Annotated in this window: 18 protein-coding genes and 1 tRNA gene; 7 read left to right on the top strand and 12 right to left on the bottom strand. The window is 70.9% G+C overall.

Features of this window, described 5'->3' with window-relative positions; genetic code table 11:
• Window positions 1-9: 9 nt before the first annotated feature.
• The 5 genes from ACFZBT_RS29890 to ACFZBT_RS29870 form a co-directional block, all read right to left on the bottom strand.
• Entirely contained in the window at window positions 10-606 is a 597-nt protein-coding gene (locus ACFZBT_RS29890; RefSeq protein ID WP_391109890.1) for a 50S ribosomal protein L25/general stress protein Ctc, read from the bottom strand.
• A 186-nt stretch (window positions 607-792) separates the two neighbouring features.
• Entirely contained in the window at window positions 793-1,773 is a 981-nt protein-coding gene (locus tag ACFZBT_RS29885; RefSeq protein ID WP_215120928.1) for a ribose-phosphate diphosphokinase, read from the bottom strand.
• Between the two features lie 146 nt (window positions 1,774-1,919).
• A complete protein-coding gene (glmU, locus tag ACFZBT_RS29880) occupies window positions 1,920-3,365 on the bottom strand; it encodes a bifunctional UDP-N-acetylglucosamine diphosphorylase/glucosamine-1-phosphate N-acetyltransferase GlmU (protein ID WP_391109886.1) in 1,446 nt (481 codons plus the stop codon).
• Between the two features lie 124 nt (window positions 3,366-3,489).
• A tRNA-Gln gene (locus ACFZBT_RS29875) sits at window positions 3,490-3,562 on the bottom strand.
• 23 nt (window positions 3,563-3,585) lie between these two features.
• On the bottom strand, window positions 3,586-4,446 hold the full coding sequence (locus ACFZBT_RS29870; RefSeq protein ID WP_391109883.1) for a hypothetical protein: 861 nt from the start codon (window positions 4,444-4,446) through the stop codon (window positions 3,586-3,588).
• A gap of 168 nt (window positions 4,447-4,614) precedes the next feature.
• Between ACFZBT_RS29870 and ACFZBT_RS29865 the strand changes: the two genes are divergently transcribed.
• On the top strand, window positions 4,615-5,913 hold the full coding sequence (locus ACFZBT_RS29865) for a histidine kinase (protein ID WP_391109880.1): 1,299 nt from the start codon (window positions 4,615-4,617) through the stop codon (window positions 5,911-5,913).
• Window positions 5,914-6,017: 104 nt separating this feature from the next.
• On the opposite strand, the gene ACFZBT_RS29860 is transcribed toward ACFZBT_RS29865, so the two are convergent.
• Complete coding sequence (locus ACFZBT_RS29860; RefSeq protein WP_391109878.1) at window positions 6,018-6,512, bottom strand: SUKH-3 domain-containing protein; 495 nt, start codon at window positions 6,510-6,512, stop codon at window positions 6,018-6,020.
• Between the two features lie 48 nt (window positions 6,513-6,560).
• A complete protein-coding gene (locus ACFZBT_RS29855; RefSeq protein ID WP_391109875.1) occupies window positions 6,561-7,151 on the bottom strand; it encodes a YwqJ-related putative deaminase in 591 nt (196 codons plus the stop codon).
• Window positions 7,152-7,514: 363 nt separating this feature from the next.
• On the opposite strand from ACFZBT_RS29855, the gene ACFZBT_RS29850 reads away from it, so the two are divergent.
• From ACFZBT_RS29850 to ACFZBT_RS29835, 4 genes are all read left to right on the top strand, one after another.
• Window positions 7,515-8,519 (top strand): HNH endonuclease, encoded by a 1,005-nt coding sequence (locus tag ACFZBT_RS29850; protein WP_391109872.1) that lies wholly within the window; start codon window positions 7,515-7,517, stop codon window positions 8,517-8,519.
• A gap of 8 nt (window positions 8,520-8,527) precedes the next feature.
• Window positions 8,528-11,197: an SUKH-4 family immunity protein gene (locus tag ACFZBT_RS29845; RefSeq protein WP_391109869.1), complete on the top strand. Its 2,670-nt coding sequence runs from the start codon at window positions 8,528-8,530 to the stop codon at window positions 11,195-11,197.
• A 146-nt stretch (window positions 11,198-11,343) separates the two neighbouring features.
• Window positions 11,344-11,805, top strand: a complete 462-nt coding sequence (locus tag ACFZBT_RS29840; RefSeq protein WP_391109866.1) for a carboxymuconolactone decarboxylase family protein — start codon at window positions 11,344-11,346, stop codon at window positions 11,803-11,805.
• A gap of 144 nt (window positions 11,806-11,949) precedes the next feature.
• Window positions 11,950-12,843: a cellulose-binding protein gene (locus ACFZBT_RS29835; protein WP_391109863.1), complete on the top strand. Its 894-nt coding sequence runs from the start codon at window positions 11,950-11,952 to the stop codon at window positions 12,841-12,843.
• A 118-nt stretch (window positions 12,844-12,961) separates the two neighbouring features.
• Here the strand turns inward: ACFZBT_RS29835 and ACFZBT_RS29830 are convergent, their stop codons facing one another.
• From ACFZBT_RS29830 to ACFZBT_RS29810, 5 genes are all read right to left on the bottom strand, one after another.
• On the bottom strand, window positions 12,962-14,575 hold the full coding sequence (locus ACFZBT_RS29830; protein WP_391109860.1) for a cation acetate symporter: 1,614 nt from the start codon (window positions 14,573-14,575) through the stop codon (window positions 12,962-12,964).
• A complete protein-coding gene (locus ACFZBT_RS29825; protein ID WP_391109857.1) occupies window positions 14,572-15,015 on the bottom strand; it encodes a DUF485 domain-containing protein in 444 nt (147 codons plus the stop codon). Before ACFZBT_RS29825 ends, ACFZBT_RS29830 begins: the two co-directional genes overlap by 4 nt.
• Before the next feature lie 207 nt (window positions 15,016-15,222).
• The gene (locus ACFZBT_RS29820) at window positions 15,223-15,480 is read right to left on the bottom strand and encodes a hypothetical protein (protein WP_391109855.1); all 258 of its coding nucleotides are present in this window, start codon (window positions 15,478-15,480) and stop codon (window positions 15,223-15,225) included.
• 81 nt (window positions 15,481-15,561) lie between these two features.
• Entirely contained in the window at window positions 15,562-16,071 is a 510-nt protein-coding gene (locus tag ACFZBT_RS29815; RefSeq protein WP_391109852.1) for a GNAT family N-acetyltransferase, read from the bottom strand.
• A 20-nt stretch (window positions 16,072-16,091) separates the two neighbouring features.
• Window positions 16,092-17,585 (bottom strand): MFS transporter, encoded by a 1,494-nt coding sequence (locus tag ACFZBT_RS29810; RefSeq protein ID WP_391109849.1) that lies wholly within the window; start codon window positions 17,583-17,585, stop codon window positions 16,092-16,094.
• Window positions 17,586-17,986: 401 nt separating this feature from the next.
• Here ACFZBT_RS29810 and ACFZBT_RS29805 point away from each other — a divergent pair, with 401 nt between their 5' ends.
• Window positions 17,987-18,775 (top strand): ATP-binding cassette domain-containing protein, encoded by a 789-nt coding sequence (locus tag ACFZBT_RS29805; RefSeq protein WP_391109846.1) that lies wholly within the window; start codon window positions 17,987-17,989, stop codon window positions 18,773-18,775.
• Window positions 18,772-21,351 (top strand): FtsX-like permease family protein, encoded by a 2,580-nt coding sequence (locus ACFZBT_RS29800; RefSeq protein ID WP_391109843.1) that lies wholly within the window; start codon window positions 18,772-18,774, stop codon window positions 21,349-21,351. Before ACFZBT_RS29805 ends, ACFZBT_RS29800 begins: the two co-directional genes overlap by 4 nt.
• The last annotated feature ends 81 nt before the right edge of the window (window positions 21,352-21,432 follow it).

Raw genomic sequence — 21,432 nt, 5'->3', positions numbered from 1 at the left:
CGAAGAGGATCAGGCCTCAGCGGCCTCTTCGCCCTCGGCCTCTTCACCCGCAGCGGCCTCCTCGGCCTGCGCGGCCAGGACCTGAAGGACGACGGTGTCCTCCTCGACGGCCAGCGTGGTGCCCTTCGGCAGCGTGATGTCCTTGGCCAGGATCGAGTCACCGGCCGACAGACCCTCGATGGAGACCGTCACGGACTCCGGGATGTGCGTGGCCTCGGCCTCGACCGGCAGCGCGTTCAGCACGTGCTCCAGCAGGAAGCCACCCGGGGCCAGCTCACCCTCGGTGTGGACGTAGATGTCGACGTTGACCTGCTCGCCCTTCTTCACCAGCAGCAGGTCGACGTGCTCCAGGAAGCCCTTCAGCGGGTCACGCTGCACGGCCTTCGGAATCGCCAGCTCCTTGGTCTTGCCGTCGATGTCCAGCGCGATCAGGACGTTCGGCGTACGCAGCGCCATCAGCAGGTCGTGGCCCGGCAGCGTCACGTGCAGCGGGTCCGAACCGTGCCCGTACAGGACACCCGGAACCTTGGACTCACGACGGATACGGCGCGCGGCACCCTTGCCGAACTCGGTGCGCGTCGCGGCGGAGATCTTCACCTCGGACATAGTCACTCCTCGAAGTAGGAACGGACGTGGTCACCCGGCCACGAACGGCCTGCTACGAAGAGCGCGTCGATAACGGACCACCGCATCCCACCACGGGAAACGGCCTCCCTCGCCGAGCAACTGCAGCAGTCTACTCGGCAGGGGAGGCCGCACCCAAAACGATCTACCGGAACTCCGGGAGAGCCCTCACTGCTCGTCGAACAGGCTCGTCACCGAACCGTCCTCGAACACCTCACGCACCGCGCTCGCGATCGTCGGCGCGATCGACAGCACCGAGATCTTGTCCAGATCCCCGCTCAGCTCACCCGGCGTCGGCAGCGTGTTCGTGAACACGAACTCACTCACCCGCGAGTTCTTCAGCCGGTCCGCCGCCGGACCCGACAGCACACCGTGCGTCGCCGTCACGATCACATCCTCCGCGCCGTGCGCGAACAGCGCGTCGGCAGCGGCACAGATCGTCCCACCAGTGTCGATCATGTCGTCCACCAGGACACACACGCGACCCTTCACCTCACCCACGACCTCGTGGACGGTGACCTGGTTCGCGACGTCCTTGTCCCGCCGCTTGTGCACGATCGCCAGCGGCGCGCCCAGCCGGTCGCACCAGCGGTCCGCGACCCGCACCCGGCCCGCGTCCGGAGACACGACCGTCAGCTTCTCCCGGTCCACCTTCCGGCCCACGTAGTCCGCCAGCAGCGGCAGCGCGAACAGGTGGTCCACCGGACCGTCGAAGAAGCCCTGGATCTGGTCCGTGTGCAGATCGACGGTCAGAATGCGGTCCGCACCCGCCGTCTTCATCATGTCCGCGATCAGACGCGCCGAAATCGGTTCACGTCCGCGGTGCTTCTTGTCCTGCCGCGCGTAACCGTAGAACGGCACGATGACCGTGATGGACCGGGCCGACGCGCGCTTCAGCGCGTCGATCATGATCAACTGCTCCATGATCCACTTGTTGATAGGAGCCGTGTGGCTCTGGATCAGGAAGCAGTCGGCGCCACGCGCCGACTCCTGATAACGCACATAGATCTCACCGTTGGCGAAGTCGAAGGCCTTCGTCGGGACAACCCCGACACCCAGCTGGTGGGCGACCTCCTCGGCAAGCTCGGGGTGGGCGCGGCCGGAGAAGAACATCAACTTCTTCTCGCCGGTCGTCTTGATCCCGGTCACAGCACTGTCTCCTCAGAGGTGTCGCAGCTGGGGTTTCGAACTCAGGTCGAGAGACCTCTCAGCGGCTCGCGAGAGGGCGTCTCAACTGGTGGGGGTGCGGGTATGCACTTATCACCGTACGCCGTGTTTGACGCACCGGTTTCCGGTCAGCCCTCCTCGGCCGCCTCCCGGGAAGCCGCCTCCGCCGCCTTCGCGGCCGCGCTCCCCGGACGCTTTCGAGCCACCCAACCCTCGATATTCCGCTGCTGACCACGGGCCACGGCCAGCGAACCGGGCGGCACATCCTTCGTGATCACGGACCCGGCGGCCGTGTACGCACCGTCCCCCACCGTGACAGGCGCCACAAACATGTTGTCCGAGCCCGTACGGCAGTGAGAGCCGATGTTCGTGTGGTGCTTCTCCTGGCCGTCGTAGTTCACGAACACACTCGCGGCCCCGATGTTCGACTGCTCACCGATCGTCGCGTCACCCACATAGGAGAGATGAGGCACCTTCGTCCCCTCCCCGATCGTGGCGTTCTTCGTCTCCACGTACGTCCCGATCTTGCCCCTGGCACCCAGCCGCGTCCCCGGACGCAGATACGCGTACGGCCCCACCGACGCGGCCGGACCCACCTCCGCGCTCACGGCCACCGTGTTGTCCACACGCGCGCCCGCCCCGACCCGGGTGTCGGTCAGCCGCGAGTTCGGCCCGACCTCCGCGCCCTCGCCGAGATGCGTCGAGCCGTGCAGCTGGGTGCCCGGGTGCACGACGGCGTCCTGCTCGAAGGTCACCGTGACGTCGATCCAGGTCGTGGCCGGGTCGACGACCGTCACACCGGCGAGCATGGCCTCGGTCAGCAGCCGGTCGTTGAGGATGCGGCGGGCCTCGGAGAGCTGCACACGGTTGTTGATCCCGGCGATCTCCCGGTGGTCGCCGGCCACGGAGGCCCCCACCCGGTGCCCGGCCTCGCGCAGGATCCCGAGCACGTCCGTCAGGTACTCCTCGCCCTGGCTGTTGTCCGTGCGCACCTTCTTCAGGGCGTCGGCGAGCAGCTGGCCGTCGAACGCGAACACACCCGAGTTGATCTCGCGGATCGACCGCTGCGCGTCGCTGGCGTCCTTGTGCTCCACGATCGCGGTCACGGCACCGGTGTCGTCGCGGACGATCCGGCCGTAGCCCGTCGCGTCCGGCACCTCGGCGGTCAGCACGGTCACCGCGTTGCCGTCGGCGGAGTGCGTGGCGGCGAGGGCGTCGAGGGTCGCGCCGGTGAGCAGGGGAGTGTCCCCGCACACGACGACGACGGTCCCGTCGACGGACCCGCCGAGCGTTTCGAGCCCCATCCGTACGGCGTGCCCGGTGCCGTTCTGTTCGGCCTGTACGGCGGTGCGGATGGCGGGGGCGATCTCGCCGAGGTGGGCGGTGACCTTCTCACGGGCGTGGCCGACCACGACGACCAGGTTCTCGGGGTGCAGCTCGCCCGCGGCGGCCAGCACATGCCCGACGAGACTGCGGCCGCAGAGCTCGTGCAGGACCTTGGGTGTGGCCGACTTCATACGGGTGCCCTCACCCGCTGCGAGAACGACGACGGCTGCCGGGCGGTTGGCGCTCACGGGATGCCCTTCGGCTGTGGATGGGGTGGGGTTTCATCCGCAGGATACCGGGGGGTTTTGTGGGCGACACGAGAGCGGGCCCTGACTTGGCTGTCGCCGAACAGGGCCCGAATTTGAGCATGTGCTCCCCCGCCAGGACTCGAACCCGGACAGATGGCACCAAAAGCCACAGTGCTTACCAATTACACCACGGGGGAATAATCTCGACTAAACCGGACATTCAGTCAGGTCGCCGAGCGGCGCCTCCTACTATGCCGTACCAGGCGCCTTCCATGCGACGGTACAAGTCGGCGCTCTTGATCACGTAGACGATCAGGCAGCCGCGATATGCCTCCGAGGTGTTCTTGCGGCTCGTCCTCGGGTTGTGCTTCTTGAGAGTGGCCTTCTGGAAGGTGGCTGGTGTCACGCCAACGAGTCCAGCCCAGAACTCTTCGGCCGCCTGCACATTGGCCGACTCGTGGATGCTCACCCGGAAACGCAGGCGGTCGCGTTCTACGCCGAGTGTGTCCAGCCAGCGCAGGAAGAAGCTGATGACGTTCGGATCGCTGTTGATGAAATGCAGCCTCTCGCGGCGGCTGTAGGGCTTGTCCTTGGCGCCTTCTGCCCAGTAGAGGGCCACTCCTGCCAGGAATACTTCCCGGTCGGTCAGGTCGCCGACTCCTTGCTGCGCGACCGCCTTCGTGTGCTGCCGTTCCTCCTCGCGTCGTTGCAGTGTGACTTCCCAGCCCCGCCTCGCGATAGCCGAAGCTTCCGCGGTTGAGCGCTTGCGCTCAGGCTTCGGCAGATCCCGCACCCACAGCGAGATCGAACTCTTCGAGCACCCCAACTCCACCTGGATCTGGTCGTACGTCCAGCCCTGGAGTCGGAGTTCCCTGGCCTTCTCCCTCAGGTCGTCCTTGGCGTTCGGGCGCTTGGTCCAGGCCGGGGCCGGTTCGCCTTCCAGGAGGCGGTTGAGGATGTCGTTGTTGTCGACGTGCAGGCGGTCGCGGATCTGGCGTCGGCTCAGGCCCGCGCGGCGTAGCGCCACTGCCTGTTCCCGTAGTCCCTCGAAGTCGGCGTATTTGCCGGTGGCATGTGTCATACGCATACCGTCCGGGCGGAATGGAGGCTTCCGGGTTCGAACGGTGCGCGATTCAGCAGTTCGAGGGATTTCGGGTCGTATCGCGGCTGAACGGTCACGGAGTGTGGTGTAGGCCAGTCCGGGAAACTCACCGGAAAACCGGCGGGGGGCGCCTTTAGGCTGGAGGGCATGACCGCGACGGGGGAAGACCATGTGACGGCCCGGGGAGGGCCGTGGTGGTGGGCCAGGCGGCGCAGTGCCGTGTTCGATGTGAGTCTGGCGGTGGCGTCCGCGCTGGAGTGCGGGTTCGAGGGGATTCCGTTCGCCAGGGATGCGGGGATCCCGGTGGCGGCGGGGGTGGTGTTCGGGCTGCTGGCCGGTTCCGTGCTGCTCGTGCGGCGGCGGTGGCCGATCGCGGTGGTGCTGGTGTCGATCGCCATCACGCCCGCCGAGATGGGCTTCCTGATGGGCGTCGTCGGCCTGTACACGCTGGCCGCGTGTGAGGTGCCGCGGCGGATTCTCGCCTCGCTGGCGGGGATGTCGCTGCTGGGGACGCTCATCGTGACGTTCGTGAAGACGCGGCAGGACATGTCGCGGGGGGACCTGGACATCGGGGACTGGTTCGTGCCCTTCGCGGCGATCACGATGTCGGTGGGGTTCACGGCGCCTCCGGTGCTGCTGGGGCTGTATGTGGGGGCCCGGCGGCGGCTGATGGAGAGCTTGCGGGAGCGCGCGGACGATCTGGAGCGGGAGCTGCAGCTGCTCGCGGAGCGGGCGGAGGAGCGGGCCGAGTGGGCCCGGAACGAGGAGCGGACGCGGATCGCCCGGGAGATGCACGACGTTGTCGCGCATCGGGTGAGTCTGATGGTGGTGCATGCCGCGGCCCTTCAGGCCGTTGCGCGGAAGGATCCCGAGAAGGCCGTGAAGAACGCCGCGCTGGTGGGGGACATGGGGCGGCAGGCGCTGACCGAGTTGCGGGAGATGCTCGGAGTGCTGCGCAGTGGCGGGGACGAGCGGCGGGAGAGGGCCGCGTCGGTGCCGTTGGCGGCGGTGGGGGCGGCCGCCGCGGCCGCGGCTTCGCGGGCCGCCGATGACGAGGGGCCGTGTCTGGCGGAGATCGAGGAGCTGGTCGGGCAGTCGGCTGCCGCGGGGATGGTGGTGGATCTGTCGGTGGAGGGGGACGAGCGGTCGTATGCGCCGGAGGTCGAGCAGACGGCGTACCGGGTGGTGCAGGAGGCGTTGACGAACGTCCACAAGCACGCGGCCGGGGCGAAGACGTATGTGCGGCTGGCGCATCGGGTGTCGGAGATCGCGATGCAGGTGGAGAACGAGCCGCCGGAGGCGGCGGCGTCGTCGGCGCGGTTGCCGTCCGGGGGGAACGGGCTGGTGGGGATGAAGGAGCGGGTGTCCGCGCTGGGCGGGGTGTTCGTGTCGGGGCCGACGGATGCGGGGGGTTTCCGGGTGTCGGCGGTGCTTCCGGCGTCGTAGGGCCCGGTGGTCCGGTTCCGGTCGTCCTCGGGCCCGGTGGTCCGGTTCCGGTCGTCCTCGGGCCCGGTGGTCTTCGGTTCCGGTGGTCTTCGGTCCCGGTGTCGTCAGCTCGCTGTGAGGCGTACGGGTTCCGTGCCGGCGATGAGGGTGGAGAGGGCCTGGTCGATGTCGGGGCCGAGGTACCAGTCGCCGGTGTGGTCGAGGGTGTAGACGCGGCCGTCGGTGTCGATGGCGACGAGGGAGCGGCTGTCGGTCTCGGCGCCCAGGGGGCAGACCTCGGTGCCGAGGGCGCGGCCGAGGTCGCCGAGGGTGCGGGCCAGGTGGAGGCCGTGCAGGGGGTCGAGGTGCAGGGTGGCGGGGGCGACCTGGCGGCCGGGGCCGGTGGGGGCGATGTGGAGTCCGCCGAATTCGGCCCAGGCCTCGACGGCGGCGGGGAAGACGGTGTGCCGGTGGCCGGCGGGTGAGACGTGGTCGCGCAGGGCGTCGGCCCAGTACTCGGCCTGCTTGATGTCCCAGCGTCCGGGTTGCCAGCCGGCGGCGCGCAGGGCGGCGTCGACGGGTACGGCGAAGCGGGTGGAGGAGGTGCGGTCGGTGTGCATCTGCCCTGCGTCTCGTCGAGGTCCTGGGGCCGGCGGGTGTGAGGTGCGTCAGTCGTTCTGGGATGCCGGGTCGACTATGCGGACCCCGAAGTGGGCGCTGAGGGCGGTGCAGGCGCGGCAGGGGGTGGCGAAGGTGCCGTGGAGGGGGTCGCCGTCCTCGCGGATGTGGCGGGCGGTGAGTTTGGACTGTTTGAGGGCTTTGCGGGCCTCGCCGTTGGTCATGGGTTTTCGTGCGGCGCGTTTGCTGCGCGCGGTGTCGGCCGCGGCGATGTGCCGGGAGATGAGGATGGTTTCGGCGCAGCGGCCGGTGAAGCGGTCGCGCTGGGCGCTGGTGAGGGTGTCCAGGAAGTCCTGGACGAGGGGGTGCAGGCCTGGGGGTGTGTCGCCGCGGGCGGCGGTGCCGGTGAGGGTGGCGCCGCGGACGGAGAGGGCGGCGGCGACGGTGGGGAGGATGCCGTCGCGGCGGTGGTGGAGGGCGGGGGTGTGGGCCGCTTCGGTGGCGCTCCAGCCGATGCGGGGGTCGCCGCTGCGGGGGTCGCCGGTTCTCGGGTCGCCGTGCCGGGGGTCACCGTGCCGGGGGTCGCCGTTTCGTGGGTCGGCGGACCTGCCGGTGTGCGGTCCCGTCTGTGTCGCGTTCATGATCGTCTTCCCCTCCGTGCATCCCCCCGGGGGTCACAGACTGCCAAATGCCGTGGCTCGTGCGGAAGCTGGGGCGCGGCGACACGCCCGTTCCGGGGTGTGTCGTCACGGTGGGGTGACGGCTGGTCACGGAAGCGGAGGGGGCTCCGGCCGGTGCCGGTGACCGGTGTCGTCGTACCGCATAGGCTGTCGGCACCGCGGGCGAAGCGGTGATCCGTTCGGAGATCGATGCAGTGAACCGGAGGGTGATCCGCGGGGTCGGCGCAGACAGACGTGACAGACAGACGTGACAGTCGATACGGGTCGTAGTGCGCCAACGGTGGTCAATACGGTTCGTACAGAGTGCCGCAGGGGGCAACCGCCATGACGACAGGTCGGCTCGGGCAGCAAGCCGCGCCGCCGAACGCGGCCTACGCCGGGCAGGTCGTGCATTTCCCGGACCCGGTCCGGGCGGCCCGTCACCCGAGAGGGGTACGGGTCGACGAGCGTGGCTACCCCGACTTCTCGCCCTACGCGCGCGCGGTCGCGGAGATCGCGGAGCCGCCGGAGGGTTTCGGTGTCGACGAGTTGCGGCTGACGGACTACGTGTCGGCGAACAGCGCGCTGTCGGCGTCCGGGCACGAGTTGTGGGACACGGTGCCGGCGGTGGCGACGCCGCACGGCTGGACGTGGCACCACGCGGTCGCCTCGCGGCGGCTCGAGCTGGTCCCGGTCGAGGTGAAGGCGCTGCTGCGGCATCACGGCGGTGTGGCCACGTCGGGTGTGGACCATGGCAAGCGGGGCACGCGGCCGCTCCAGGAGACGCGTCCGGCGCACTTCGGGCTGCCGAAGTCGGGTGTGGCCGTGACGGAGTCGCAGGTGCAGGGTGTCGAGGAGGACCTCGGCTACCGGCTGCCGGGCGCCTACCGGTCGTTCCTGAAGGCGGCGGGCGGTTGCGCGCCGGTGGGTGCCGCGCTCGACGCGGAGCTGGGGCTGCTGGTCGACCAGCCGTTCTTCACGGTGCGGGACGAGGCCGCGGTCAATGACCTGGTGTACGTCAACAAGTGTCTGCGGGACCATCTGACCAAGGACTACCTGGGCGTCTCCTTCGTCCAGGGCGGGCTGCTCGCCGTGAAGGTGAAGGGCGAGCGGATCGGCTCGGTGTGGTTCTGCTCGTACGACGACGCGCGGGACGTGGATCCCTCGACGCCGCCGGCGGAGCGGGTGGAGCGGTTGCTGCTGCCGTGCGGGGACGACTTCGACGTCTTCCTGTCGCGGCTGGCGGGCAATCCGCCGGAGTTGGAGACGGTGGCGAACCTGATGGTGGACGGCGGGTTCGCGCGTGTGGTGCCGGTGGGTGCGGTGTCGTCCTCGGCTGTGGGGGAGTGACTTCGGCGATGGTGACCTTCGCTCAGGCGCAGGAGCGCGCGGAAGAGTGGATCAACGGCGACCTGCCGTCGTACCAGCATCGTGAGGTGCGGGTGCGGGAGTTCGACCTCGGGTTCGTGGTGTGGGCCGAGGACCGTGCGGACGGGCCGCGTTCGGACGGGGGCGCGCAGCGGCTGGTGATCGCCCGGGACAGTGGTGAGGCGACGCTGTGGCCCGGGCTGCCGGTGGGTGAGGTGATCCGCCGGTACGAGGAGGAGTACGGCCGTCCGGACGCGGTGGACGAGCCGGCGCCGGCGCCGCCCGCTCGGGTGGATCTGAATCAGACGTCCTTCCTGCTGACTCCGCCGGAGTGGTTGCAGGACGCGGCGGACAAGCTGGGGATTCCGGATCGGCGGGGGGCTGCTGCCGCTTCTGGTTCTGCCGCTGATGCCGCTGATTCCGCTTCCGGGAGTGGCGCGTCCTGGCCGGCTGCCGGGGGGAGCGACTCGGACGCTCCTGGTGCTCCTGGCGCTCCGGCTGGTCCGGTGGCTCCGGCCGCGCCTGCCGGGGCGACGCCCTGGGCCGGTACGGACACCAACGGCGATGGCGGTGACGACCGTTCGGTACCGCTGCCCGCGACGGTCTTCGCGCCGCCGCTGAGCGAGGCCGACGACGGCACGCCGCCGCCCGCGACGGCGTCCGACGCCAAGACGGCGCTGATCGCGGGCGGGAGTCAGCTTCCGCGGACCGCGGTCACGCCGGCGGTGGACGGGCCCGCGGCGGACGGGCGTCCGGTGGACGGGCCGCACGCGCAGGGTGCCGCTCCCGGTGTGCCGCAGGGCAGTACGCCTCCGCCCGCGCCGGGTGGGCAGCCGTACGGCTATCCGCAGCCGCCGGCCGGGCCGGGTGCGCCCGAGCGGCCGCTCGCGCCGAACGCCGGGGACATCGCCGACGCCGCGACGAGCAAGGCGACTCCGCCGCCGGGGCGTGGCCGGGGCACGGGTCCGACCACGCCGCCTCCGCCGGGCGCACCGGGTACGCCGGGTGCGCGGCCGGGCGACACGCCTCCGCCTCCGCCGTCGGGGCCCGGCGCGCCGGGGACTCCGGCGGGCGGGTATGTGCCGACGCAGATGGTGTCGGCGCTTGGTCCTGAGGGGCCTGCGGGGCCTGGGAGTTCTGGAGGTCCCGGTGGTGCCGGGGGTTCTTCGGGGGCGGGGATTCCGACGGCCCCGGGTGCGCCGCTGCCTCCGCAGCAGCCGCCGGGTGCGCCTGGGGCGCCGCAGCCTCCTGGTGCCCCGGGTGGTACGCCCCCGGGTGGCGTCCACCACGCCGCCACGATGTTCGCCGATCCCGGTCGGCCGGGCCCGGCCCCGGGTGCGCCGCAGCCGCCTCAGCCCCCAGGGCCCCCTGGTGTGCCTGGTGTCCCCCAGCCTCCGGGTGCCCCTCAGCCTCCGGGTGCTCCGAATCCGCCCGGCGCGGGACCCGTGCACCACGCCGAGACCATGCTGGCCTCGCCGCCTCCCGCGGGCGGCCCCGGTGTGCCTCCGCCGCCGCAGGCTCCCGGCGCACCCCCCGCCGCGCCGCCGATGCCGCCCGGCGCGATGCCGCCCGGCGCGGTGCCGGGTGCGGTGCCGCCCGGTGCGGTGCCGGGTGCGATGCCGCCGCCCGGTCAGCCCGTCCCCGGGCCGCCGCAGGCGTACGGCTATCCGCAGCCGCCCGCCGGGCAGCCGACGGTCGGTCCCGGCTACCAGGCCGTGTTGCGCTACCGCGCGCAGGACGGGTCCGAGCAGCAGCTGATCCGGCGTTCGGCGCCGGGTACGGCGCACCCGGAGTGGCAGATCTTCCACGAGCTGCGGGCCATGAACGTGCCTCCGGACCAGGTGCTGGAGCTGCACACCGAGCTGGAGTCGTGCGAGCTGCCGGGCGCGTACTGCGCGCGGATGATCCGGGAGCAGTGGCCGCAGGCGCGGATCACGAGCATCGCGCCGTACGGTACGGACCACGCGAGCCGGCAGCAGGGCATGCGGCAGCTGCTGGCCCACCAGGGCGAGTTGCACCAGGTGGCGGACGGCCCGGCGCGTCCGGCGCCGGTGCGTGCTCCGCTGCCGCCGGTGCAGGCGGCGCCGCCGGTTCCGCCGGAGGCCGTCGCGCAGGAGCTGGGGGCCGCGTTCGGGCCGGGGGTGTTCCGGTTCGAGCAGGCGGCGGTGTCCCGTCAGGGGGTGCCGCCGGTCGTGGCGCACACGCTGGTGGCGGCCGGTCTGCCGATGGACATGGGCCCGTTCTTCTGGGCGCAGGCGCAGCCGGGCCGGCCCGTTCCGACGCTGGCGGAGCTGGCGGCCGAGCGCGGTGTGCAGCCGGCCTCGGACGCGGGTTCCTATCTGGTGATGGGCAGCGACTTCGGCAAGGCGATCTGCGTGCAGTACGGCACGGCCAACATCGTCGCCGTGCCGGTGGAGGCGGGGCCGGGCGGGGCGCCCGTGCCGCCGCAGTTCGTGAACACGGGGCTGCCGGAGTTCGCGCGCTGTCTGGCGCTGCTCGGGCGGATGTGGCGGCTGCGGTTCGGGCTGAACCAGGAGCAGGCGGGCCGCTGGACCGTCGACTTCCAGGCCCAGCTGGCCGCGCTCGACCCGGCGGCGCTGGGGTCGCCGGAGAGCTGGTGGTCGGTGCTGCTGGAGCAGATGTGGGACGGACTGCTGTGACACACCGCCGCTGACGTGCGGAAAGAGAAGCCGGGCCCGGTCGGTCGTACGACCGGGCCCGGCTTTTTCGTGTCCGGCTGTCACATCTCCTCGTGCCGCTGCGTCAGTGATGTGACAGCGACGCACCGACGCAGGAGGCAGAGATCATGCAGGCACGGATGACGAACCCGGCGTACGTCCTCACCGGCGCGATGAAGGGCATCGGCGGCATCTTCCAGGCGATCGGGGAGGGTGGTCTGCCGCAGGAGCTGGCGGAGATCGTCGGGCTGCGCGCCAGCCAGATCAACGGCTGTGGCGCCTGTGTGCACGGGCACACCGTCAACCTCCGCAAGGCCGGGGTGAGCGAGGAGCGGATCAGTGCCGTCGCGGCCTGGCGTCATGCCCCGTTCTTCTCGGACGCCGAGCGGGCGGCGCTGAAGCTGACGGAGGCCATGACGCGGCTCGCGGACCTCTCGGACGAGTCGGTTCCTGACGTGCTGTGGGACGAGGTGGCCGATCACTTCGACGAGAAGGAGCTCTCCGGGCTGATTCTCACCGTCTCGCTCACGAACATGTTCAACCGCATCAACACGACCATCCAGGAGCCTGTCGGCACCACGTGGGGCTGACGGCCGTACGGTCCGGTCGTGGGCCCGTGACCTCTGTGCGGAGTGTCGCGTTATGAACACTTCTGCCTGATCCACCAAGATGTGCGCGAAATCATCCCGTTTCATGTGCGGCTTCGCGTCGGCGAGGTGGAGAGGGGTTCCAGGATGAGCAGCGCGTCGGTGTCGCCGCACGGCTTCGTGGCCGGGCGGGGGCGCGGCTACCGTCCCGAGCAGGTGGACAGGTACGCCGAGGCCGTCTCCCAGAATCGTGACGCGGCCTGGGAGCGGGCCGCCCGGCTGACGGTGCTCGCCCGGCAGATGGAGGCGGAACTGGCCCTGCTGCGGGAGACCGTGGCGGGGCTCGCGCCGCAGGACTACGCGTCGCTCGGGGAGGGGGCGCGGCGGCTCTTCGAACTCGGCCGGGAGGAGGCCGAGGCCGTTCGGGACAGGGCGCGGGAGGAGGCACGGCGCATCGTCGAGGAGGCGCGGGCTTCCGCGGCCGAACTGTGCGAGTCCGCGCGGGCGCAGGCCGACGCCGTACGCGCCGAGGCCGATGAACGGGCCCGGCAGCGGCTGCTCGTGGCGAGTGCGGAGGCCGACGAGATCCGTGTCTCGGTCCGTTGCGGGGCGAAGGAGCAGCGGGGTGAGGCGCTGGCCGCGCTGCGGGAGATGCGGCAGCGCACCTCCGGGATGCTCGCCGAGCGGGACAAGGAGCATGCCGAGCGGTGGGCGGAGGTGGAGCGCGAGGAGGCCGCCCGGGCGGAGGAGCTGGACGCGCGGCACGCCGAGGCGGTGGAGCGTGCCGAGCGGGCCTTGTCCGAGGCGGAGCAGGCCCTCGCCGACGCCGGGGAGTCGGCCCGGAGCCGGCAGGAGGAGGCGCAGGAGCGTGCCGCGGAGCTGGTCGCCCAGGCCCGGGAACACGCGGACCGCGTCGAGGAGGAGACGGAGCGGCTGCTGCGCGCGCACGAGGCACAGGGAGAGGACGTGCGGGCCCATATCGACCGCGTGCACGCCAGCCTGGCGGCGTGGGCGGGGCCGGCGGCACCGGCGGGGGAGTGACACCGGCCCCGCGCGCGGCACGGTCGCGGGTGGGGCGCCGGCCGGGCGCGGGTGGGTGATGCCCCGGCCGCCGCTCGTGCGCGAGGCCGCCGGGGCGTCGTACCCGTGCCGCTTCCGGTCAGCGGTTCCTGCGTACCGCGCCGGCGAGGATCCAGCCCTCCACCGCCTCGTACTGGTGGCGTTGTTCCTCCGACTTGCGGCGGCCGGAGGCCATCGTGCCCAGCCAGCCGCAAGCGAAGCCCAGGGGTATGGAGAGCAGGCCCGTGGTGGTGAACGGGAACCAGTTGAAGTCGGCGTCGGGGAAGGCCGAGACGGGGGAGCCGGAGACCAGGTTGGTGCCCGGCATCAGCAGCAGGACGGCCAGCGAGCCGCCGATGAGGGTGCTGAGCAGGCCCGTCCGGGTGTAGCGGCGCCAGAAGAGGCTGTAGACCAGCGCGGGCGCGATGGCCGAGGCGCCCAGGCAGAACGACAGCGTCACCAGGGGCTGCAGGCTGCGGTGCTGGACGAGCGTGGCCAGCAGGATCGCCGGGGCGCCCACCGCCAGCGCCGAGAGCCGGGCCAGTGTCATCTCGCGGCGCGGTGACATCTCCCGCACCCGGGCCGCGAACACGTCGTGCGCGAGGGAGTTGGCGCAGGCCAGGATCATGCCGGCGACGGAGGCGAGCAGGGTGAGGAAGACGGCCGTGGTGACGGTCGTGAACAGGAACGTCTCCGCCGTCGACACCTCCGCGCCGAACGCCGCCTGGGAACCCAGCAGATAGGCCGTGTTGCCCTGCGGGTCGACCTTCGCGATCGTCTCCCGCCCGACCAGCGCGGTCGCGCCGAAGCCGATGACCGTGATGACGAGCACGAACAGGGCCACGCCCGACACCGCCCAGGACATCGAACGCCGTACCTGCCGGGCGCTGGAGGCGGTGTACATGCGCATGGTGACGTGCGGCAGGACGCCACCGCCGAGGACCACGGTCAGTTGCGAGGTGATCATGTCCAGGCCGGGGCTGGGGCCGCCGGCGAACTGCAGTCCGGAGGAGAGGAACGCCGAGCCCACGCCGCTGTTGGCGGCGGCCGCGCCGAACAGGGCTCCCGGGTCCCAGTCGAACCGGTTCAGGATGAGCACCGCGATCACCATGCCCGAGCCGAGCAGCATCACGATCTTCAGGATCTGGATGAGGGCGGTGCCCTTCATACCGCCGATCGCCGCGTAGCTGATCATCAGCGCGCCCACGCCGATGATGCAGCCCGTCTGCATCGACTCGCCGGAGAAGCCGAGGATGAACGCCATCAGCTGCCCTGTCCCGGCCAGCTGCACCAGCATCAGCGGCACCAGCGCCGCCAGTGTCACCGCACAGGCCGCGATCCGCACACCGCGTCCGGGCATCCGTCGGGTCAGCGCGTCGCCCATGGTGAACCGGCCCGCGTTGCGCAGCGGTTCCGCCAGCAGGAACATCAGCAGCATCAGCGACAGGGCCGTGCTCAGGGCCAGGACGGTGCCGTCGTAGCCGAAGAGGGCGATCACGCCGCCGGTGCCGAGGACGGTCGCGGCGGAGATGTAGTCGCCGGCGATCGCCAGGCCGTTGCGCATGGGGGACAGGGAGCTGTAGCCGGTGTAGAACTCGTCGAGGTCGTCCCGGTCCGGGCCCGTCATCACGCACAGCAGCAGGGTGATCGTGGCCACCGATGTGAAGCCCACCAGGGACATCGCCTGGGCGTTGCCGCTGAACTCGCTGATCACCGTGCACTCTCCCGCTTGGCGTCCAGTTCGGCCAGCTTGCGTATCCGGTCCGCGATCGGGTCGACGCGACGCCGGGCCGTCTGCTCGTACAGGGCGATGGCCAGCCAGGTCACGGGGACCTGGATGAGGGCGAGCAGAAGGCCGGTCGGCAGGCCGTCGGTGACGGTGCTCGTCATGAACGACGGTGCGAACGCCGACAGGATCAGGAACAGGGTGAAGTAGCCGAGCGCCGTGAGCGTGGCCACGCGCCGCTGCCAGCGGTAGGCGGTGCGCAGGACCCGCAGGTCGCTGTGGTGTCCGAGTGCGGTGTGGCGTTGGGGGCGCCGCTCGGGGGGTTCGGGCTGCTGCTGCGGCTGCCAGGGGTAGGTGTCGTACGTGTTGTAGGAGGGCGAGGAATCGGGTGGGGGATAGGGGTGGGACGGTGGCGGGTCGTAGGACATCCCGGTGCTCCTTGCGAGGGTTGGATCCGGTGCGGCGGGCCGCAGGGAGGTGGGGGGCGGGCGGCCACGCACGTTACTTCGGAGTACCGGGGCAGCGCGAGGGTTTCGCCAAACTGATTGGTCGGTATGCGCTTACCTTTTTGACCTCGGGTGTTACCGCCGTTAACTCAGCTTTTCGAGCGTCCTCGGCGGGCTACCTGAGATGGATCAGCGCCACGGACGCCGGCACTTCGCTGTGATCGTCGAGCGCTGCGCCGAACGCGCCCTGCGGTCCCGGCGGACGGGGATGTTCGTCCGCACCGCGGCCTCGCCCTGCACCGTCACTGTCACCGTCGCGGGGGTGGCCGCCGAGACGGTGGTGCCCGCTGCCGAATCGGCGGTGCCGCCTGCCGAGGTGGTGGCGCCGCTCGCCGCCGCCACCGCTCCGGGTCCCGCTGCCATCGCCGTGCGCCTGTTGAAGTCCATGCCACCAGCAGACACGCCCCGACCGTCACCGCACGTCACCCGCGAGAGTGCCCGGACCCGGAAACGGGTCGGGGGCGCGCCCTAGGGGTTCTCGGGGGCGGCGTCGAGGTGCCGGCGTACGTAGCGGACTCCCGGGCGGCCGTCCACGGTGGCGCTCTCCACCCGCGTGAACCCGTTGCGGCTCAGGACCCTCATGGAGGCCGGGTTGTCCAGTGTCGTGGCCGCGGTGAGGGACGTCAGGCCGTAGTCGGCGGCGGCCAGGCGGCACACCTGCGCGACGGCCGCCGTCGCCACGCCCCGGCCCGCCGCCTGTTCGCCGATGCGGTAGCCGAGTTCGGCGCTGCCGTCCGCGACGTCGATCAGGTTCACCCGGCCTATCAGGTTCCCCGCCTCATCGAGGACGACATGGAAGCGGCACACGCGCGCGTGCTGCTCTGCCAGCAGTGCCCGGTGGCGTTCGGCGAACCCCGCCGGAGTGAAGAAGACGTCCCCGCGGTCCGGCACCGTGCGGGCGAAGTACGCCCGGTTCTCCCGCTCGAAGGCCAGCAGCGCGTCCGCGTGATCGGCTCGGAGTGGTTCCAAGGTCAGCATGAGCGGGAGGATACGGACGGTCAGTCCTTGAGCACCGGGAATTTCCGGGGCGCGAGGAACAGCAGCACCAGGAACGCCAGGGCCGCCGCGCACGAGGCGCCCAGGTAGACGGCGTGCACCGCGTCGGCGATCGCCCGCCGGGTCGCCTCGGGCGCGCTGCCCGCGTCGAGTGCCCGGGTCACCGAGTCGAGGTCGCTCGCCCCGCCGAGCCTCGCGGCCAGCACCCCGTTGGCGACCGCGCCGAAGAGAGCCGCGCCGATCGTCTGGCCGGTCTGGCGGCAGAACAGCACCGACGCGGTCGTCGTGCCGCGCTCGGCCCAGCCCACCGTCGACTGCACCCCGACGATGAGCGGCAGCTGGAACAGGCCCAGCGCGGCGCCGAGCAGCAGCATCAGCAGGGTCGGCTGCCAGGCCTGCCCCGGATAGGGGAGGAAGGGGAACGCGAACAGGATCAGCGCCGCCGCGCCGATGCCCAGCATCGCGGTGTTGCGGAAGCCGATCCTGCGGTACACGTGCTGGCTCAGGGCCGCCGATATCGGCCAGCTCAACGTCCATACGGAGAGCACGAATCCGGCGGCCACGGGCGCGAGGCCCAGCACCCCCTGGGCGTAGGTGGGCAGGAACACCGTCGGCGCCACCATCAGCAGGCCCAGCGCGCCCAGGGCCAGATTCACCGCGGTGATCGTGCGGCGCCGCCACACCCAGCCGGGGATGATCGGCTCCGCGGCCCGCCGCTCCACCAGCACCACGACCGCGACCAGGGCGAGTCCCGTACCGAACAGGGCGAGCGAGGGCGCCGACAGCCACGGCCAGGCCACTCCGCCCTGCACCAGGGCCGCGAGCAGGACGCCGCCGCAGGCGAACACCGCGAGCGCGCCCGCCCAGTCCACGCGCGCGTGGGCGACGGTTTCCCGCTCCGGCTCGTGCAGATGACGCACGATCAGCCACAACGCGGCCGCGCCGATCGGCAGGTTGACCAGGAAGATCCACCGCCAGTCCGCGTACGCGGCGAGCACCCCGCCGAGGCCCGGCCCGGCGACCGCGGACACCGCCCACACCGTGGAGAGCTTCGACTGGATCTTGGGGCGGTCCTTCAGCGGGTACAGGTCGGCGGCGAGCGTCTGCACCGTGCCCTGGAGCGCGCCGCCGCCCAGGCCCTGCACGATACGGAAGGCGATGAGCGCCTCCATGTTCCAGGCCAGCGCGCACAGCAGGGAGCCGAGCAGGAAGACCACCGAGCCGACGACGAGGACCGGTTTGCGGCCGAAGGTGTCGGAGAGCTTGCCGTAGACGGGCAGGGTGACGGTCACGGCCAGCAGATAGCCGGAGAACAGCCAGGAGAAGACGGAGAATCCGCCGAGGTCCCCGACGATCTGCGGCACGGCGGTCGAGACGATGGTGGAGTCGAGCGCCGCCAGCGCCATCGAGAGCATCAGCGCGGCGACGACGGCTCCGCGCCGGCCGGTCGCGGCGGGAGGCGCTGCCTCACGTGCCGCGGAACTGGTGCTTCCCACCCCGGGTGCCTCCCCCTCGCGCCTGCCTGCCCCTTGCACCTATCTGCCGCCCGACAGCTTCCCACTTGACCCTCACGCAACGGGAGGGTGGAGCCTGAATGGGCCGTGGGGTGGAGCCGACCCCGAGACGGACTCCACCCTTCGGTGGACTGCCCCTAGGGGTACCTCCGTACTACGACCTGGGGAGGGTTCGTACCGGCGGAGGACGAGACGCGTGGGGGGCCGTCCTTAACCTGGCTTTACGCCGTCGGGGGGCGGCTGCACACACCGGCGGGGGTGGGGTTTTCCACAGGAAAAGACTGCGCTGAGCACCAGGGCGCCCGGCCCCTCCCCGCCGGAAGACTTGAGGCACTTCACCATCTGCTGACCGAGATACTTCCGACCTATATAGGAGACATACCGTGACATCGGCTGTAACCATTCCCAGGCACGGGGGTACTGGCGGGCGTACGGCCGTTGCCGCGAGGGCACGGCAGGTCGTGAAGGCGTACGGATCCGGGGAGACCCGGGTCGTCGCCCTCGACCACGTCGACGTGGACATCGCACGCGGCCAGTTCACCGCGATCATGGGCCCCTCGGGGTCCGGCAAGTCCACGCTCATGCACTGCCTCGCCGGGCTCGACACCGTCACCGGCGGGCAGATCTACCTCGACGAGACCGAGATCACCGGCCTGAAGGACAAGAAGCTCACGCGGCTTCGCCGGGACCGGATCGGGTTCATCTTCCAGGCGTTCAACCTGCTGCCCACGCTGAACGCGATAGAGAACATCACGCTGCCCATGGACATCGCCGGCCGCAAGCCGGACAAGGAGTGGCTCGGGCGGGTCGTGGAGACCGTCGGGCTCTCCGACCGTCTCAAGCACCGGCCCACCCAGCTCTCCGGCGGCCAGCAGCAGCGCGTCGCCGTGGCACGGGCGCTGGCGGCCCGGCCCGAGATCATCTTCGGGGACGAGCCGACCGGAAACCTCGACTCGCGCGCCGGCGCCGAGGTACTCGGCTTCCTGCGCCGCTCCGTCGACGAGCTGGGCCAGACCATCGTGATGGTCACCCACGACCCGGTCGCCGCCAGTTACGCGGACCGCGTCCTGTACCTCGCCGACGGCCGGATCGTCGACGAGATGTTCAAGCCGACCGCGGACGCCGTCCTCGACCGCATGAAGGACTTCGACGCCCGGGGGCGCACGTCATGACCGTCATGAAGACCTCGATGCGCAACTTCCTCGCGCACAAGGGCCGTATGGCGCTGTCGGCGATCGCCGTCCTGCTGTCGGTGGCCTTCGTCTGCGGGACGCTCGTCTTCACGGACACCATGTCCACCACGTTCGACAAGCTCTTCGCGGCCACCTCCTCCGATGTGACGGTGAGCCCCAAGGGCGCCTCCGACACCGGTGAGACGACCGCCGACAACGGCAAGCCGCCGGTCATGCCGGCCTCCGTGCTCGCCGAGGTCCGCAAGTCGCAGGGCGTGAAGTCCGCCGAGGGCGCGGTGTTCTCCACCTCGGTGACCGTCGTCGACGCCGACAAGGACAACCTGTCGCCGTCCAGCGGCGCGCCGACCATCGTCGGCGGCTGGAACGGCAACGAAGCCCGCACCATGAAGATCACCTCCGGTGCGGCGCCCAGGAGCGCCGACCAGATCATGGTCGACGCCGACACCGCCGACAAGCACGGCCTGAAGCTCGGCGACCCGATCGGCGTGATCAGCGCGACGGGCACCCACACCGCGAAGATCTCCGGCATCGCCGACTTCACCGTCACCAACCCCGGTGCCGCGATCTTCTACCTCGACACGAAGACCGCCCAGCAGACCCTGATCGGCGAGAGCGGCGTCTACACCAACGTCAACGTCACCGCGGCCGCCGGCGTCAGCGACGCGCAGCTGAAGAAGAACGTCTCGGCCGCGCTCGGCGGCGACTTCCAGGTGCAGACCGCCAAGGAGACCGCCGACGCCAACCAGAAGGGCGTCGCCGGCTTCATGAACGTCATGAAGTACGCGATGCTCGGCTTCGCCGGGATCGCCTTCCTCGTCGGCATCTTCCTGATCATCAACACCTTCTCCATGCTGGTCGCCCAGCGCACCAGGGAGATCGGCCTGATGCGGGCGATCGGCTCCTCCCGCAAGCAGGTCAACCGCTCCGTGCTGGCCGAGGCGCTGCTGCTCGGCGTCGTCGGCTCGGTGCTCGGCGTCGGCGCCGGCGTCGGCCTCGCGATCGGCCTGATGAAGCTCATGGGCCAGATGGGCATGGAACTGTCCACCGGCGACCTGACGGTGGCCTGGACGACCCCGGTGGTCGGCCTGGCCCTCGGCGTGATCGTCACCGTCCTGGCCGCCTACCTGCCCGCCCGGCGCGCCGGCAAGATCTCCCCGATGGCCGCGCTGCGCGACGCGGGCGCCCCCGCGGACGCCAAGGCCGGCTGGATCCGCGCCGCGATCGGCACCGTCCTCACCGGCGGCGGCGCCTTCGGCCTGTATCTGGCGGCGGCGGCCGACCAGGCCAAGGAGGGCTCGCTGTGGCTCGGCCTCGGCGTGGTGCTGTCGCTGATCGGCTTCGTCGTCATCGGCCCGCTGCTCGCCGGCGGTGTGGTCCGGGTCCTCGGCGCCGTCCTGCTGCGCATGTTCGGCCCCGTGGGCCGCATGGCCGAGCGCAACGCCCTGCGCAACCCGCGCCGCACCGGCGCGACGGGCGCCGCGCTGATGATCGGCCTCGCCCTGGTGGCGTGCCTGTCCGTCGTCGGCTCCTCCATGGTGGCGTCCGCCACCGACCAGCTCGACAAGACCGTCGGCACGGACTTCATCATCCAGTCCGACAGCGGCCAGCTGATCACCTCGCAGGCGGTCAAGGCCGCGAAGTCCGCGCCGGACGTGGAGCGGGTCACCGAGTACAAGTGGACCCAGGCCGACTTCACCACCCCCGACGGCAAGACGCTCAAGGACACGGCGATCACGGCCGCCGACCCCTCGTACGCGACCGACCTGCGCACCGAGACGGTCGCCGGCAAGCTCCCCGACGCCTACAAGCCCGACTCCATGTCCGTCCACGAGAAGTTCGCCAAGGACCACGGCATCAGCCTCGGCTCCAAGGTCGAGGTGGCGTTCAAGGACGGCCGTACGGCCGACCTGACCGTCCGGGCGATCACCAGCAGTGACGTCGTGATCGACGCGGGCGCGATGTACACGTCCATCTCGACGATGGCCAAGTACGTCCCGGCCGACAAGATGCCGCTGGACTCGCTGCTCTTCGTCAGCGCCAAGGACGGGCAGCAGGAGGCCGCCTACACCTCCCTGAAGTCGGCCATGCACGACTACCCGCAGTACACCGTGCGCGACCAGACCGACTACAAGGAAGCCCTGAAGGACCAGATCGGCCAGCTGCTCAACATGATCTACGGCCTGCTGGCCCTGGCCATCATCGTCGCCATCCTGGGCGTCGTGAACACCCTGGCTCTGTCCGTGGTGGAGCGCACCAGGGAGATCGGCCTGATGCGGGCGATCGGCCTGTCCCGCCGCCAGCTGCGCCGCATGATCCGCATGGAGTCCGTCGTCATCGCCCTCTTCGGCGCCCTCCTGGGCCTCGGCCTGGGCATGGGCTGGGGCGCCACCGCGCAGCAGCTGCTCGAGCTGGAGGGGCTGATGATCCTGGAGATCCCCTGGCCGACGATCATCGGCGTCTTCGCCGGCTCGGCGTTCGTGGGACTGTTCGCGGCACTGATCCCGGCGTTCCGGGCGGGGCGGATGAACGTCCTGAACGCGATCGCGACGGAGTAGTCAGTCGCACTGAGAACCACCGCACACGGGGGTTGCGGGGGACCGGCGCCGGGGAGTCCATGACTCCCCGGCGCCGGGTGC

The organism is Streptomyces sp. NPDC008137, assembly GCF_042957035.1.
Classification (GTDB): domain Bacteria; phylum Actinomycetota; class Actinomycetes; order Streptomycetales; family Streptomycetaceae; genus Streptomyces.
Note: the sequence above shows the minus strand (reverse complement) of the source record. Positions and strands in the feature narration are given on the sequence as shown.

What these genes read in the sequence shown, in the direction of transcription:
- ACFZBT_RS29890 (WP_391109890.1), bottom strand. Translation starts at nt 606, where the DNA reads ATGTCCGAGGTGAAGATCTCCGCCGCGACGCGCACCGAGTTCGGCAAG.
- ACFZBT_RS29870 (WP_391109883.1), bottom strand. Translation starts at nt 4,446, where the DNA reads ATGACACATGCCACCGGCAAATACGCCGACTTCGAGGGACTACGGGAA.
- ACFZBT_RS29865 (WP_391109880.1), top strand. Translation starts at nt 4,615, where the DNA reads ATGACCGCGACGGGGGAAGACCATGTGACGGCCCGGGGAGGGCCGTGG.
- ACFZBT_RS29860 (WP_391109878.1), bottom strand. Translation starts at nt 6,512, where the DNA reads ATGCACACCGACCGCACCTCCTCCACCCGCTTCGCCGTACCCGTCGAC.
- ACFZBT_RS29855 (WP_391109875.1), bottom strand. Translation starts at nt 7,151, where the DNA reads ATGAACGCGACACAGACGGGACCGCACACCGGCAGGTCCGCCGACCCA.
- ACFZBT_RS29850 (WP_391109872.1), top strand. Translation starts at nt 7,515, where the DNA reads ATGACGACAGGTCGGCTCGGGCAGCAAGCCGCGCCGCCGAACGCGGCC.
- ACFZBT_RS29845 (WP_391109869.1), top strand. Translation starts at nt 8,528, where the DNA reads ATGGTGACCTTCGCTCAGGCGCAGGAGCGCGCGGAAGAGTGGATCAAC.
- ACFZBT_RS29840 (WP_391109866.1), top strand. Translation starts at nt 11,344, where the DNA reads ATGCAGGCACGGATGACGAACCCGGCGTACGTCCTCACCGGCGCGATG.
- ACFZBT_RS29835 (WP_391109863.1), top strand. Translation starts at nt 11,950, where the DNA reads ATGAGCAGCGCGTCGGTGTCGCCGCACGGCTTCGTGGCCGGGCGGGGG.
- ACFZBT_RS29825 (WP_391109857.1), bottom strand. Translation starts at nt 15,015, where the DNA reads ATGTCCTACGACCCGCCACCGTCCCACCCCTATCCCCCACCCGATTCC.
- ACFZBT_RS29820 (WP_391109855.1), bottom strand. Translation starts at nt 15,480, where the DNA reads ATGGACTTCAACAGGCGCACGGCGATGGCAGCGGGACCCGGAGCGGTG.
- ACFZBT_RS29815 (WP_391109852.1), bottom strand. Translation starts at nt 16,071, where the DNA reads ATGCTGACCTTGGAACCACTCCGAGCCGATCACGCGGACGCGCTGCTG.
- ACFZBT_RS29800 (WP_391109843.1), top strand. Translation starts at nt 18,772, where the DNA reads ATGACCGTCATGAAGACCTCGATGCGCAACTTCCTCGCGCACAAGGGC.